Source organism: Chitinophaga flava (assembly GCF_003308995.1).
Taxonomy (GTDB): Bacteria; Bacteroidota; Bacteroidia; order Chitinophagales; family Chitinophagaceae; genus Chitinophaga; species Chitinophaga flava.
On the sequence record NZ_QFFJ01000002.1, the window covers coordinates 2,669,981 to 2,686,901 of the forward strand.

The following is a 16,921-nucleotide window of genomic DNA, read 5'->3' on the forward strand; positions in this document are numbered from 1 at the left end:
TATGGATATCCTTCAATTATTAGCCGAACTGGAAGCGAACGGTATTTATGTCTCATTGGATGGAGATGATATACAGCTGAGCTTTGAGCAGGACGAAATTCCTTCAGCCATAATAGACCTGATAAGAACGCATAAGCCGCTGATCATTTCTTACCTGAAGAAATATGATACACCGGCCGGGTATACACCGGTTCCTATGGTGGACATAGCAGCGGATTATCCCGTATCTCCATCCCAGCGCAGGTTGTGGATACTAAGCCAGTTTGATAAAGGCACGCTGGCCTACAATATCCCGTTCTCTGTTAAGCTGAATGGCAGCTACCATATCGAAAGCCTGAAGCGGGCCATCACTGCGGTTATCGGGCGCCATGAAATATTACGTACGGTATTCCGGGAGAATGAACAGGGGGATGTGCGGCAGTGGATATTAAGCGAAGAAGAGGTTAGCCTGCAGATAGATTACCAGGACTATCGTGCGCATTCCTCACCTCAGTTGCAGGCCGACGCTTACATGGTTGCAGACAATGCAAAGACGTTCGATCTGGAGAACGGCCCGCTCATGAGGGTGGCGTTGTTGCAGCTAACTGATACCGATTATGTTTTCTATTATAACCTGCATCATATCATCACCGACGGCTGGTCTATGGACGTGCTGGCCCGCGATGTGATCGCCTTTTATGAAGCATACCGGCAGAACATTGCGCCGGTGCTCACGCCATTAGGAATACAGTACAAAGATTATACAGCCTGGCAACAGCAACAGCTGGAATCCGCTACCGGAAAGGCCGCAGCGGTATGGTGGCTCGATGCACTCAAAGGAGAGCTGCCCGTATTCGAACTGCCGGGCAATAAAAAACGTCCTGCAATAAAAACATATAATGGGCATCGGCTGCAAGCCTGGCTGCCCGCCAGCCTTACACAGGAGCTGAAAACCTTCAGCCGCCAGCAGGGTGGAAGTTTGTTCATGTCGCTGCTGGCTGTCTGGAAAGTGCTTTTTTATCGTTACTCCGGTCAGCAGGATATCATCATCGGTTCGCCGACAGCCGGCCGCCAACACCCCGACCTGGAGAACCAGATAGGTTTTTATGTGAATACGCTTTCGCTGCGTGATCAGCTAAATCCTATGGATACATTCAACGCCTGTTATCAGCGCATCCGTGAAAAAACGCTACAGGCCTTTAATCACCAGGCATTCCCATTTGATTTTCTGGTGGACGGACTGTCGTTGAAAAGAGATACTTCCAGGAGCGCCGTGTTTGACGTGATGATCGCATTGCAGAATACCACCAGTAGGGAAACACCTGCTACAGTTATCGTGACAGATACGGATACCATCTCCTCCTTAGGCCCGTGCTACGCCAAGTTTGATATGGAGATCAATTTCGTGGAACAGGGCGACTGTCTGTCGCTGATCGTAGACTTCAATACAGATGTGTACGAACAGCAGCTGATAGAACAGCTGATGCGCCATTACAAACAGCTGGCGCAAAGCCTGATGGACCATGCAGACCAGCTTATCAGGGATGCTGTTTTCCTGACAGCATCAGAAAAGCATCATCTGCTGGAGGAACTGAATAACACAACAGTGAGCCTGCCCTCAGGTACGCTGCTAGACCTGCTGGAAGCACAGCGCCAACAAACGCCTGACCGCCCAGCGGTGGTGTATGAAAATACGGTACTTAGCTACCGCCAGTACCATGAACTTGGTAACCAGCTGGCAGGCTATCTGAAAGGCCAGTACAGCATAACACCTGGCGACCTGGTAGGCATCGGCCTTGAACGCAGCGAGTGGCTGCCAGTGGTGATCCTCGGCATCCTGAAAGCAGGCGGCGCTTATATTCCCATAGATATAAATTATCCGCAGGAGCGTATCGATTATATTCTGCGTGACGGGGCCTGCAAAGTGTTCATCAATGCGGCCGAACTGGAACAGTTCCTGACCGTGCGTCATCACTACAGCACCTCTAACGTAGCTGCCGGCATTACACCGGAGCATACGGCCTACTGCATCTATACCTCCGGGTCCACGGGCACACCGAAGGGCGTGCTGAACAGCCACGCCGGTATCTGCAACCGGCTGCTGTGGATGAAAGACTACCTGGGCGTAACGCCTGGTGACGTCTTTCTGCAGAAGACACCCTACACTTTCGATGTATCGGTGTGGGAGCTGCTGCTGCCGTTTATCTCCGGCAGCGCGCTGGTGATGGCAGCCCCCGAAAAACATAAAGACCCTGCTTATCTCCAGGATGTTATCAGCAATCATGGTATAACGGTTACGCACTTCGTACCCTCGATGCTGGGCGCGTTCCTGCCGGATGTATCTACTGATAAATGTGCATCACTGCGCCATATTGTGTGCAGTGGCGAAGAGCTGCCTGTATCGATGGTGACCGGCGTGCGCAGCAGGTTGGGGCATGTACACCTTCATAACCTTTACGGCCCTACGGAGGCGGCGATAGACGTTACGGCTATCGATCTGACAGATACGGACGTAGCGCAATACGGCGTAAGCATAGGCGTGCCGGTATGGAACACGAAGATCTATATCGTGAACGAATCGCTGCAGCTGCAGCCCGCGGGCGTGGCAGGAGAGCTGTTGATCTCCGGTGTGCAGGTGGCGCAGGGCTATCTTCACCTGGAGGAGCTGACAGCTTCCCGTTTTATCGCTGATCCCTTCACGCCTGGCAATCGCGTGTACCGCACCGGTGATGTGGCCCGCTGGCTGCCAGACGGCACTATCCAATACCTCGGCCGTATAGACGACCAGGTGAAGATCCGTGGCAACCGCATAGAGTTGGGAGAAGTGGAGAAAGTGCTATCATCTTTCGCCGGCATAGAACAGGGTATCGTTGCAGTGAAAACGTTGCACAACGAAAAGGTGCTGGTGGCCTATTACACCTCATCTTCCACCATCGACAAAACCATCCTGAAACAATACCTGCAACAGAAATTACCGGAGTACATGGTGCCGGGTTATTATGTAGCAGTGGAGCATATTCCGCTGACAGTAAGCGGTAAGGCCGACCGCAAGGCGCTTCCGGGCATCAGCGGTGAAGACATCATCCATCGTGAGTACGTAGCTCCCGGCAATGACACCGAACACACGCTGGTAGCCATATGGGAAGAGGTGCTGGGAGTAGAAAAGGTAGGGATGACGGATGACTTCTTTGAACTGGGAGGCCATAGCCTGAAAGCAACGCGCCTGTTGAGCCGCTATGCTAAAGATTTCAAAGTCAGGCTGAAACTGCAGGATATCTTCAGCCGCACTACTGTAGCTGACCATGCGGAGCTGATACAACATGCCGGAACAGACAACTTTACCGCTATCCCTAAAGCCGCGCTGGCAGAGAGTTATCCTATATCCAGTGCACAGCGCATGATATGGGCGCTGAGCCAGGTGAAAGATGGCTTTGTATCCTACAACATTCCTTCCGCCATCGAGATGGACCATAGCTTTGATGTGTCCTGCTTTGAAAGGGCCGTGAAAGCACTGACAGACAGGCACGAGATACTACGCACTGTTTTCAGGGAAGATGGAAGCGGGGAGATCAGGCAATGGGTATTACCGGCTGATGCGTTCAACTTCAGGACCGGATACGCTGATATCCGGGAAGAAGCTGACCAGGACGGGCTTATAAAAGAATACATCTATCACAATGACCTGTTCAGGCCATTCGACCTGCAAGAGGGACCGCTCTTCAGGATAAAAATTTTCCGTACCGACAGGGGATATTTTGTGTACTACCTGATCCATCACATCATCACTGACGGTATATCCAACCAGGTGGCGAGGAAAGACCTGTGGGCCTTTTACCAGGCCTATATCGCGCAACGCGAACCTGTGCTGCCGGAACTGAACGTACAGTATAAAGACTTTGCCGTATGGCAGCAGGAGCAGCTGGCGAGGCAGGAATACACGCATCAGCGGGATTACTGGGTGAAGCAGCTGAGTGGCGAGATTCCTCTGTTGGACCTGCCCGCGCAGAAAAAACGCCCGGGTGTGAAAACATTCAATGGCCGCTACCTGAACACTTATTTATCATCAGGTCTTACTGCAAAGCTGTATGCTTTCAGTCAGCAGCATGGTGGAAGTCTGTTCATGACCCTGCTGTCTGTTTGGAATGTGCTGTTGTCGCGCTATACCGGCCAGCAGGATATTGTCATAGGTGCGCCCATTGCAGGAAGGAACCATCCTGATCTGGAAAATCAGGTGGGTTGTTATATCAATACGCTGACACTTCGTAACCAGGTAAGTCCGGATGAAAGTTTTTCCGCTTTCTATAAACGGGTGAAACATACCACCCTCGAGGCTTACAATAATCAGATGTACCCGTTCGACCTGCTGGTGAAAGACCTGGGCGTAAAACGGGATGTAAGCAGGAGCAATGTACTGTTTGATATTATGATGGTATTGCAGAACTATGAATCTACCATCGAGATGGCAGATATAGATGATGAAAGCACCGCGATCATTGAAAACCTGGGCCGGCGTCTGACCAAGTTCGATATCGAGATCGGCTTCTATGAAAGAAAGGAGCATATCATGTTCAGGCTCAAATATAATACAGATGTATACGATCAGCCGCTGATAGAACAACTGATGCGGCATTACAAACAGCTGGCACAAAGCCTGGTGGACTATGCAGATCAATCCATAAAAACGATCGATTACCTGACAGCACCAGAAAAGCATCACCTGCTGGAAGAACTGAATAACACAACAGTGAGCCTGCCCTCAGGTACGCTGCTGGACCTGCTGGAAACACAGCACCAGCAAACGCCCGACCGCCCTGCGGTAGTATATGAAAATACGGTACTTAGCTACCGCCAGTACCATGAACTTGGCAACCAGCTGGCAGGCTATCTGAAAGGGCAGTACAGTATAGCACCTGGCGACCTGGTAGGCATCGGCCTTGAGCGCAGCGAATGGCTGCCGGTGGTGATCCTCGGCATCCTGAAAGCCGGTGGCGCTTATATTCCCATAGATACCAATTATCCGCAGGAGCGTATCGATTATATCCTGCGCGACGGGGCCTGCAAAGTGTTCATCAATGCGGCCGAACTGGAACAGTTCCTGACCGTGCGTAATCACTACAGCACCTCCAACGTCGCTGCCGGCATTACACCGGAGCATACGGCCTACTGCATCTATACCTCCGGGTCCACGGGCACACCGAAGGGCGTGCTGAACAACCACGCCGGTATCTGCAACCGGCTGCTGTGGATGAAAGACTACCTGGGCGTAACGCCTGGTGACGTCTTCCTGCAGAAGACACCCTACACTTTCGATGTATCAGTATGGGAGCTGCTGCTGCCGTTCATTTCCGGCAGCGCGCTGGTGATGGCGGCTCCCGAAAAACATAAAGATCCCGCTTATCTCCAGGATGTTATCAGCAGTCATGGTATAACGGTTACGCACTTTGTACCCTCAATGCTGGGCGTGTTCCTGCTGGATGTATCTGCTGATAAATGTGCATCGCTGCGCCATATCGTGTGCAGTGGCGAAGAGCTGCCTGTATCGATGGTGACAGGCGTGCGCAGCAGGTTGGGGCATGTACGCCTTCATAACCTTTACGGCCCTACGGAGGCAGCGATAGACGTTACAGCTATCGATCTGACAGATACGGACGTAGAACAATATGGTGTAAGCATAGGTGCGCCGGTATGGAATACGAAGATCTATATCGTGAATGAATCACCGCAGCTGCAGCCCGCCGGCGTGGCAGGAGAGTTGCTGATCTCCGGTGTGCAGGTGGCGCAGGGCTATCTTCACCTGGAAGAGCTGACAGCTTCCCGTTTTATCGCTGATCCCTTCACGCCCGGCAATCGCGTATACCGCACCGGTGATGTGGCCCGCTGGCTGCCAGACGGCACTATCCAATACCTTGGCCGTATGGACGACCAGGTGAAGATCCGTGGCAACCGTATAGAGCTGGGAGAAGTGGAGAAAGTGCTATCATCTTTCGCCGGCATAGAACAGGGTATCGCCGCAGTGAAAACGTTGCACAACGAAAAGGTGCTGGTAGCCTATTACACCTCATCTTCCACCATCGACAAAACTATCCTGAAACAATACCTGCAACAGAAATTACCGGAGTACATGGTGCCGGGTTATTATGTAGCAGTGGAGCATATTCCGCTGACAGTAAGCGGGAAGGCCGACCGTAAGAAGCTTCCGGGCATCAGCGGTGAAGATATTATTCATCGTGAGTACGTAGCTCCTGGCAATGACACTGAACACACGCTGGTGGCCATATGGGAAGAGGTGCTGGGCGTGGAGAAGCCGGGTATCACGGATGACTTCTTCTTTCTCGGCGGCGATTCCATCCTGTCTATACGACTCCTCAGCAGGATCAACGACACCTTCAAATGCAAGCTCGCGCTGCCCGATCTCTATGATGCCAGGACTATCGAGGCACTGTCGCATAAAATAAAGAGCACAGCTGCCTTGCAGGAGGAAACAGCCGCACCGGCAAATGAGATCGATGCATTCATGCAAAGCCTGATGAACGAAGTGCTTGATAATAACGCTAAGCTTTAAAATATTCTCTGATACAAAAAAGAAAAAAATGCAAAACAAAGAAAATATTGAGAGTGTATATCCCATGAGTGATATTCAGAAGGGGATGACCGCTTTATCCCTCGTGAATCCTGAGGCAGCTTTGTATCATGATCAATTTGTGTATCAGATATCAAAAGTGGACATTGCTCTGTTTGAGAAAGCCCTGCTGCTGATGGTGCAAAAGCACGAAGCATTGAGGACCTCGCTGGACATGGATAATTATAGTGAGGAGGTGCAGATCGTTTATAAAGAGATCAAACTGCCTACTTCGGAGACAGATCTTTATACGCTCAGCACAACAGAGCAGGAGGAATATATCCAGTCGTATATGGTGAAGGAAAGGAAAAATCCTTTTGTGTTAACAGAGGCCCCATTGTGGCGTTCTTCCATCTTTAATGTGGGCGAGGACCGTAGCGTGTTCGTGTTCCAGTTCCATCACGCCATACTGGATGGATGGAGTGTAGCGGCTTTCAATACAGAACTGTTCCAGGTCTACAACCAGCTGAAAACAAACGAAAACTTCAGGCCTCAGAAGCTGAAGTGCAATAACAGGGAGCATGTATTGCAGGAGCTGCTGGCCAAGAAGGACGCGTCTTACGTTGACTTCTGGAAGAAAGAGCTGGATGAGTACAAACGGCTGAACATCTTTACCAATGAAGCAGGCGTGGGGGAGGCGAAGTTTAGCAAAACCCTTGAGAACCCTCTGTTGGAACAGCTCCGGCAGGTTTGTAAAAATGAAAGGATCAGCATCAAAGCGCTGTTGTTTGGTGCATATGCCTATGCATTGAATCTGCTGTCGTATGAAAATGACGTTACACTCGGTCTGGTAGCTAACAACCGTCCGCTGATGGAAGATGGCGACAAAATCCTCGGCTGTTTCCTGAATACACTGCCGGCGCGGGTGAACTTCGAGCAATACAAAGGGCAGTCATGGGGCAGCTTCTTCCGGGAGATGGAACAAAAGCTGATGGGCATCAACAGCCGTAGTGCGCTAACTTTACTGGAGATCGTGAAAACAGTGGAAGGACAGGCGGGAAGGGAAAACCCGTTCTTTGATGTCATATTCAATTACGTGGATTTTCACGTCTATAACGAGATGGATACAAACCGCCAGGAGACTGGTTCCGGGACATCCTCATCTTCCAATTCAAGACTGAAGCTGACGCCGTACGAAAAGACCAACACACTCCTCGATCTTACCATTTCAGCCAACAAAAATAAACTGCATTTCAACTATCATCTCGGAAGTAGGCTGGTGGCGGATGCTACACTGGAGCAGTTGCATAGTTACGTAGAGAACGTGTTGCTGCAATATCTCCAGGATAAAAATGCTGTTGTTGGAAGCATCCAAATCCTCTCATCTGAAGAAAAACAAAAACTGCTGGTTGAATTCAACAGTACCGATAAAGAGGAGGGTAGCTTCCGCTCTGTTGTGGCCCGCTTCGGGGAGCAGGTGAAGGCACATCCGGATAAATGCGCATTGGTCGTTAAAGATAAAATATATACTTACCGGGAGCTGGATAATATCTCCAGCCAGTTTGCCAACTACCTGAAAGTTTTTGGTAAGACAGGGAAGGATGACCTGATCGGGCTGAAAGTGCCGCGCAGCGAATGGATCGTGATAGCCATACTGGCCGTCTGGAAGTCTGGCGGGGCTTATGTTCCCATCGATCCTACCTACCCGGAGAACCGTATCGCTTTCATGGAGGAAGATAGCGAATGCAGGTTTATCATTGATGCAAGGATGATAGAGCAGTTTATTGCAGAGAAAGATCAATACGCTGCCGCATATGATGCGTATCCTGTGGATGAGCGCAGCCTGGCATACATGATCTATACCTCCGGCTCCACAGGGCAACCCAAGGGCGTAATGATAGAACACGGTGCCCTGGCCAATTTCCTGCTGGCCATGAATGACGCGCTGCCATTGGATAGCACCGATCATCTGCTGGCACTGACCACCATCTCTTTCGATATATCCATCCTTGAATTGTTCTGGACGCTCAGCAATGGCGTTGGCATCACCATCGAGAAAGACAATACAGACCTGTATGGATTTGACAGATTTATTGAAAACAATGAAGTGAAAATGGATTTCAGCCTGTTTTACTTCGCCAGCCAGAGCCTGGATGCGGAAGATAAATACAAACTGCTGCTGGAGTCCGCGAAGTTCGGTGATGAACATGATTTTAGCGCCGTATGGCTTCCGGAGCGGCACTTCCATGAGTTCGGCGGTATATTCCCCAATCCTTCCCTGCTGGCGGCAGCGATGGCCACCGCCACGAAAAAGATCAAGATCCGTGCAGGAAGCGTGGTGCTGCCCTTGCATGATACGATCAGAGTAGCGGAAGAATGGTCGGTGATAGATAACTTATCGAAAGGAAGAGCGGCGATGGCCATCGCTTCCGGCTGGCATGCGAACGACTTTGTGCTGCAGCCTGAAAACTATAAGGACCGCCGCGAGGTAATGTACAATCAGATAAAAGAACTGAAACATATCTGGAAAGGAGGTGCGGTAAAACGTATCAACGGTTCGGGCAAAGAAGTGGAGCTGAATATTTACCCCAGGCCCATTCAGCCTGATATCCCCATCTGGATCACTTCTGCGGGGAGCGCAGATACGTTCAGGAGCGCAGGGGAGATCGGTGCCAATCTGCTGACGCATATGCTGGGGCAGGATATACATACGCTGGAAGAGAACATCAGCGTGTATAAGGAAGCTCTCACACAAAACGGCTATGATGTATCAAAAGCGCAGGTGACCCTGATGTTGCACGTGTATATAGGCGACGATATCGAGAGTGTGAAGCAGACCGTAAAAGAACCGTTTAAAAACTACCTGCGGGCTAGCGTGGGGTTACTGAGGAACCTGCTGAGCGGTATCGGTGTGAAAGATACCAACATCGAGGATAATGAGCTGGAAGAGCTGCTGGAAATGGTTTTTGAGCGTTACTGGAATACGGCGGCGTTGTTCGGCACGAAGGAGAGCTGCGCCCGGATATTACACAAACTTTACAGGATAGGCGTTACCGAGATTGGTTGCCTGATCGACTTCGGCATAGCAGACGAAAAAGTAATGCGTGGCCTGCAATACCTGAACGAACTGAAAAACGAGTTTAAAGAAAAGTCCGCCGACAGCCAGCGGCCTGCCATCACTGCCATGCAGATTACGCCTTCTTACCTCGGCGCACTAACGGAAGACAGTGATTCGGCCAGGTTCCTGCATGACCTGAAACATGTGATCGTGGGAGGGGAGTATTTCCCGGAAAAGCTGAAGAAGAAAGTGATGGAAACGACGGATGCAGGGGTGTATAACATGTACGGCCCTACGGAAACAACAATCTGGTCCACTTCCTGCAGGGTGCTGTCGGAGAAGGGGAATACGATTGGGAGGCCCATCGCCAATACGCAGGTGTACATCCTCAATAAAGACAATCAGTTGTGCCCTATAGGCGTGAAGGGACAATTATACATCGGCGGTAGCGGGCTTTCCCGCGGATATCACAAACAGCCGGAGGCCACCGCCAAAAAATTTATTGCCTCTCCCTTCCGTGAGAACGAAAGGATCTATAACACCGGCGACCTCGCCCGGTGGCTGCCCGACGGCACCATTGAATTCTTCGGAAGAGAAGACGGCCTAGTGAAAATACGCGGACACCGCATTGAGCTGGGTGAGATAGAGCATCACCTGGCAAAGATGCCGGGCATTGACGCCGCCGTAGTTATCGACAGAGAGACCGCAGGAGGGCAAAAAGAACTGGTGGCTTACTTCTGTTCGAAAGAACCATTGAAAAGCGCAGAGCTGCGCAGCTACCTCGCAGGCAGGCTGCCGGCTATCATGGTGCCCGCTTTCTTTATACAGATAGCAGAGATGCCGCTCACCGCCAACGGCAAGATTAACAGGAAGGCGCTGGCTACTACCGGCGATTTCACCCCCCAGGCCAATGTAGACTATACCGCCCCGAGAAACGAGACAGAAAAACAACTGGCTGAGATCTGGCAGCTGATCCTGAACAGGAAACAGGTAGGTGTGAATGACAATTTCTTCGAGATCGGAGGCAACTCCCTGAACGTAGTGAGGCTGAGACGCCTGCTGAAGAAGAACATGAACGTCTCCATCAGTATCGTTGACCTGTTCAAATATTCTACCATCGAAGATATTGCCCGGATCATCAACAAGGAAAGGCAGCCTGCCGACAGTGTAAAAGAAAGTGTAGAGGTCTTAAAGTTTTAACGCCAAAAAATATGCAGTATGTATAAATCAATCGCGATTATAGGATTATCATATGAATTGCCGGGAATCAGGAACTGGTCTGAATTATCCCGGTCGCTGAAGTCAAAGGGAACGAACATAGGTACGTTGTCTCCCGGACGGTTGCAGGACATTTATGACAAATATGGCCCGGTGGAAATGGATACTGGTGGATTTATTGACAGGGTAGACTTGTTTGACAATGAATACTTCGATGTGACCGAAAGGGAAGCAGTCAAGATGTATCCGGAGCACAGGTTGTTCCTGCTGCATGCACTGCGTGCCTTTTATGATGCCGGCTATACGGAGAAAGACCTGGAGGGTTCGGGTACCGGTATATTTCTCGCGTCCGGGAAATCGCAGTACCTGAGCTTTTTAGATGGTCAGTACGATTTTTTCAATGGCCTTACAGGGATCGAGGCTACTCGTCTTGCAAAGTTCCTGGACCTCAGGGGGCCTGCCGTAACGGTGAACACAACCTGCTCATCCTCTCTCGTAGCATTGCATAATGCCTGTATGAGCCTTGAACAGAGAGAATGTGATATGGTGCTGACAGGAGGGGTAAGAATAGGGACCATCACCAAAGAAAGGGCCGGGGATTTTGCTATCATGTCCAGAACAGGCGCCTGCCGGCCGTTTGATAAAGATGCGGATGGAACGATGAATGGTGAGGGGGCTGTTTGTATGGTGCTTAAACGTCTCGAGGACGCTATCAGAGATGAAGATCCTATATATGCCACCATCGAAGGGAGTGCGGTCAATCATGGAGGTGCCAGGATATCCAGTCTTACAGCTCCGAGCATTGAAGCCCAGAAAGAGGTGATATTGAAAGCCTGGGAAAATGCAAGGGTTGACCCGAAAGATATAAGGTTTATAGAAGCACACGGTACAGGCACTATACTCGGCGATCCCATTGAGTTCAGCGGGATCAGCGAAGCATTTACAGAAAAAGGCGTGACCGGGCTTACCTGTAAGATCAGTTCAGTAAAAGCTCAGATCGGACACCTGGATACATTGTGCGGCCTGGCGGGATTGTTACGGGTGATTGCGGCATTGAACAACAAGATAATCCCTCCTCAGGCAAATTTTGCTGTCATCAATGAACATATTGAAGAAACGGACAACGTAATTGAGGTACAGCGGGAGCCGGAATACTGGGATGCCGGCAATGGAATTAGAATAGGGGGCGTCAGTAGTTTTGGTTTAACCGGAACGAATGTGCATATGGTTGTTGCGCACAAGGAAGAGGAAAGCCGACTTGCGGCTGACAGTGATCTCTATTTTCTGCAACTGGGAGCTCCCACTCCGGAAAGACTCAGTGACATAAAGCAGGAGATCAGCAATGTGTTGGAAAATAACAGGCATACAAACCTGGATGCACTTAGCCGGAAGCTCAACAGGCTCTATAACGTCGGGAAGTATAATGAAGGGCTCTCCTTTACGGACAGTGCCAGCCTGCTGAAAGGACTACAGCAACCGGTGGCTGTACCCGAAAAGGAAACTATATTCCTTTTGATGGATCTCGATTTACAGGAGTACGACCGGGAGCTGATTGGAACGATATTCAATGAGAACAGTTTAATAAAAAAATGCTGGGAAGATCTGGTTGGTGCTGCCTATCTCCCTGAACGTATCTCAGATGACAAGGTTACCAGTGTTTTATTTCAGTATGTGCTGTACAAATACCTGCTGTCCATCCCGGAAGGTAAAATGCAGGTGGTCACCAGGCAAGGTGAAGGCATATTGCAGCAGCTTCTGAACAATAAGGTGAGGCCGGCGGATATTGTTCAGGACCCCTCATTGATCATAGATAATGAGAACAGCTTCAATAGACAGAATTTTGAGTATTACCTGTTCAAGAATTTCAGGCAGCAGAGAGTCATCCTTGTTGATTTTTCAAAAGGACGGCAGATGCAATTCCCGGACGCTGACAATGTTATAAATATCAGCGGTGGATTTGAGCGGAAGGAACGTTTCCTGCTTTATAGTGAACTGCTGGCATCTGGCAGAAGCCCGCTTAAAGTTCCCAATGTTCCGGTTTTTTTATATGATGCCCAGTTCCCTGTCTATAAACTCAGCCGGTTCTGGCCGAAGAATGTTCCCTCAGCTAATGTTGGCCAGAAAGCGACTGAGCCGGTGGAAAAGATAGATAAGGGGGTATTGACCCTCGCGGAAATTGAAGCCCGCCTGAAGCCCATATGGAAGAAATTGCTGGAGATAGAAGGTGATATAGCGGCTGATGATGACTTCTTTGAACAAGGAGGCGATTCTTTGGCAGGCCTTGATCTGCTTGGTCAGCTGAATAAAGAGTTTAAGAAAAATCTGATCATCTATGAGGAAATGTTTTCTTATTCAACGTTCGGTGGGCTATGCGGTGTATTACATGATAGGCTGACGGGTATCACGGTGATGCCTAAACTCCAGGCACCTGTATCGGCCAACGTTGCGGAAAAGGCGACCGGAACAGTGGCCGTAGTAAAAGAGTCAGAAGATGCAACCTTCCGGGAAAACAAGTATAAAGCGTTGCTGGATACCATTCAGCAAAGCGGAGCACTGGCAAGGATCACACATGGGGACATCCTGATCACTGGATCTACAGGTTTCATCGGTTCATTCCTTGTAAAAAGGATACTGGATTCCACCGATGCGAATATCATCTGTATGGCAAGGGATAAAAAGGGACAGCGTGCCGAAGAGCGTTTCTGGTCAGTATTCAATGAGAGTTTTGGCATCAGTGCCCATGAAAGAATCAGAGTAGTCAACGCAGATATCACGGATGAAAATCTGCTCAGTGACAAGGAGTCAAGGGAGCTGCTGAAAAACGTGACTACTGTTTATCACGCTGCAGGATCGCCGGCCTTTGTAGGAAATCCGAACCTGCAAGAGCATATCAGCTTCAAAGGCACCAAACGGATTTTCGACTGGGCGTTGTCAAATAAAATAAAAAGCTTCAATCATATCTCTACTATCGGGATTACCGGGAATGGTTTGCCGGAGCATATAGAATCATTTTATGAAACTGACCTCAACATGGGCCAGAACGTGGAAAATTATGTGCATTCAGCGACCAAACTAATGGCCGAGGAGTATATAAACGCTCACCGTTCACCTGATATGGGGGTGAATATTTTCCGCATTCCCAATGCCGGCGGCCGGTATGACGATGGCTTCACCCTGCTGCACATGGAGTCCAATTTAATGTACATGAAGCTAAGAAGGATATGCAAGGCAGGATGTTACTCCGATGAGTTCCTGGAGCATAACCTGAATTTCAGAATTGTACCGGTGGATATGCTTATCAAGGTAGTCTGCGAATTATCATTCTATCAGCATAAACACCTCAGTACTTTCCACCTGCCATTCGAAAAAGGATTTACAATGCCTGAAATTATTGATGCCTTCATCAAAAATGGAATTAAATTAACTAAATTGGACAATAATGACTTCCGTGAGTACATGCGAAAATGGGAGGAGAATTCGGAAGAATATTCTGTTAAACTGATTAAATACGGCATCTATGATAAAGTAAGGGGACGAAACTATAAAATCAAGACCGACGCCACCAGGTTAACCTTGGAAAAAATAAAGGAACCCGTAGCCTATGACCGGTTAACATACCTCAAAAATGTTGTGAGTTATTGCCTTAAAGAAGGGTTCTTAAATACGGATACCAGTTTGTCACCAAATTTTATTAATCAATAAAGCACTATGAATACAACCCTAATCAGAACCATTCTTGTTAAAGCGTTGCTCTTTGTATCTGTAGCGCTAAATGCCCAGCAGATCAAATCGATTTCTGGTAAAGTAATAAATGCTAAAAACGAACCCCTTACCGGAAATGTATTGGTGCTATCTGTTGCTGATTCCTCTTTTATTAAAGGGGTCAGCTACCGTGATGCAAGTTTTGAACTGCCTGAGATCAATCAGAAGGCGGTATTGTTGAAACTTACTTCGCTGCAGTTCCCGGATACGATACTGAGAGTTGAATACAATGGACAGGAGCATATTAACCTGGGAAACATTTTGATAAAAAACACGCGTTTCCAGCTTAGTGAGGTGCAGGTGACAAGTCAGGTACCGATGGTAAGATACAGCGGGAACGGGAATGTTGATATAAATGTAGCAAAAACCATATTGGCCAGTAGCAGCTCAGTAACGGAGATATTATCAAGGGCTCCCAGCGTTACGGTTGATGAATCAGGATTGTTCTTTGTTTTCGGCAAGGGAGAGGCTATTATATATCTCAACGGGAAACGCATTACCAGACAACAGATGTCTGCCATCCCCACTTCCCAGATCTCGCGGATTGAAATAGTTTCAAATCCTTCTGCCAGGTATGATGCAGAGGGGAAAGCCGTGATCAATATCATTACAAAGGTCAATACGCAGGAAGGTTTTATTGGTTCAATAAGCCAGCATGTTACCGTTTCCGATTTTGCGGGCACCAATGCCAATACGTTTCTGGACCTTAGCTATATGAAAGGCAAGTTTTCGCTGGTTGGAAACTACGGCCTGCTTGTAGGAAAAAGCAGGGAGTTTTTGTACACGACCCGAAGCAGACCTGCGGGCGCCGATTTTATGAGCTCGGATCTGACAATAGACTGGAGACGTAAATTCAATAACTATTCCAATTTTGGCCTGGGTGCCCAGTACAATATCAATGAGCGCAGTTATGTTTCGCTGGGATACAGTGGATATGTGGAAAACCAGGGTGGTGGACAGTTCAGCAGAAACGTCATCACTACAAACACAGAACGCAGCCTTTATGTCAGCGATCTCAATGTAGACCAGCAGCGATGGAACCACACAGGTACTTTCAATTATAGTACAACATTTGACAGCCTTGGCTCGAACCTGTTTTTTGGAGGACAGTATTCCTATTTTGATGGCAACACGAATGATTTTATTGACGAAAAAAGCCCCACTGACATTTCAGCCGCCGAAAGGTTTCTGAAAAATCTCACGGATACAAGGATTTCCATTTTCACATCTCAGTTGGACTATACCAAAATATATAGTCCCAGGAGCAAACTGGAACTGGGGGCCAAGTTTAGCTATGTACATGATAAATCTGCTACAGACTTTATGGTGAGCGAGAAAGGACAGTTATTCAAACTGGATTCAGGAATGTCAAATAATTTTCTTTATTCGGAGCGGATTCCGGCTGTATATATCAACTATGGCGGCGCACTCACCAGAAAAATAGATTTCAGTACAGGGGTGAGGGGAGAATGGACTGATTTCAGTCTGAACACAAGCTATGGTGGCGGCGAAGTTATCAAAAGAAACTACTTTAATGTATTTCCTAACCTGTCGCTGAGCACAACGGTCAATGCTGTTAAGCTCCGTGTTTCTTATGTATCCAGGATATTAAGGCCGAGGTACCAGGGGCTTAATCCTTTTATTATCTATCAGGACCGTTTTACTTCCATACAGGGAAGCCCGGACCTTGTACCCGAAAAAACACATGCCTTTGAAATAGGCGCCAATTATAGAAAGTTCGACCTGAAGATAGGATACAATTATACGATTGATCCCATCATGTCTGCTGCAATAAGGGGAGATAGCGCTAACAGTTATGTATTAAAGGCTATAAACCTGGAAAAGGACCATACCTTCTTTATCTCCCTTTCCAGGACGATCAACATTGGTTGGTGGAATTCCATGAATACTGCAACGCTGAGCTACAGTAAATCAATCGACAGCAGGTATGCGTTTGTTGAGCCGAAGCCGTATGTATATCTTTATTCCAACAATACTTTCAATGTGCGTAACCTGTTCAAGATACAGCTGCTGGCCTGGTACCTGAGCAATAAATCATATGGGATACGTTTCGAAGAACAGAAGTCAACTATAACAGTCGGCCTTGAAAAGGAATTCTTCAAGAATGCATTAAAACTGAACCTGACTGCGAATGATATCTTTCATAAAACCAATTCCACAGGGTTTTATGATGTCGGAAAAACGGCGGTGTTTTATGACAGGTCCTACAATACCAATTACTTCAAATTTGTAGGCACTTACAATTTCGGTAAGCTGAAGAAATCCAACTACAAAATCAAATCAACAGGACAGGCAGAGAATAACAGGGCCAACTAACCACATAT

Annotated in this window: 4 protein-coding genes and 2 pseudogenes; all 6 read left to right on the top strand. The window is 48.5% G+C overall.

Translation table 11 applies throughout. From position 1 onward, the window contains the following. Window position 1 precedes the first annotated feature (1 nt). Window positions 2-6,541 carry a non-ribosomal peptide synthetase gene (locus tag DF182_RS26730; protein ID WP_113618817.1) on the top strand — a complete coding sequence of 2,180 codons (6,540 nt, stop codon included), beginning with the start codon at window positions 2-4 and terminating at the stop codon, window positions 6,539-6,541. Window positions 6,542-6,569: 28 nt separating this feature from the next. After that, a pseudogene (locus tag DF182_RS32935) lies at window positions 6,570-7,934 on the top strand (condensation domain-containing protein); the annotation flags it as partial. An 81-nt stretch (window positions 7,935-8,015) separates the two neighbouring features. After that, a pseudogene (locus tag DF182_RS32940) lies at window positions 8,016-8,555 on the top strand (AMP-binding protein); the annotation flags it as partial. Beyond that, window positions 8,553-10,796 carry a MupA/Atu3671 family FMN-dependent luciferase-like monooxygenase gene (locus DF182_RS32945; RefSeq protein ID WP_449384901.1) on the top strand — a complete coding sequence of 748 codons (2,244 nt, stop codon included), beginning with the start codon at window positions 8,553-8,555 and terminating at the stop codon, window positions 10,794-10,796. The pseudogene DF182_RS32940 and the gene DF182_RS32945, both read left to right, overlap by 3 nt. A gap of 18 nt (window positions 10,797-10,814) precedes the next feature. Beyond that, the gene (locus tag DF182_RS26740) at window positions 10,815-14,516 is read left to right on the top strand and encodes a beta-ketoacyl synthase N-terminal-like domain-containing protein (RefSeq protein WP_113618819.1); all 3,702 of its coding nucleotides are present in this window, start codon (window positions 10,815-10,817) and stop codon (window positions 14,514-14,516) included. 6 nt (window positions 14,517-14,522) lie between these two features. Beyond that, entirely contained in the window at window positions 14,523-16,913 is a 2,391-nt protein-coding gene (locus DF182_RS26745) for a TonB-dependent receptor domain-containing protein (protein ID WP_113618820.1), read from the top strand. Window positions 16,914-16,921: the final 8 nt, after the last annotated feature.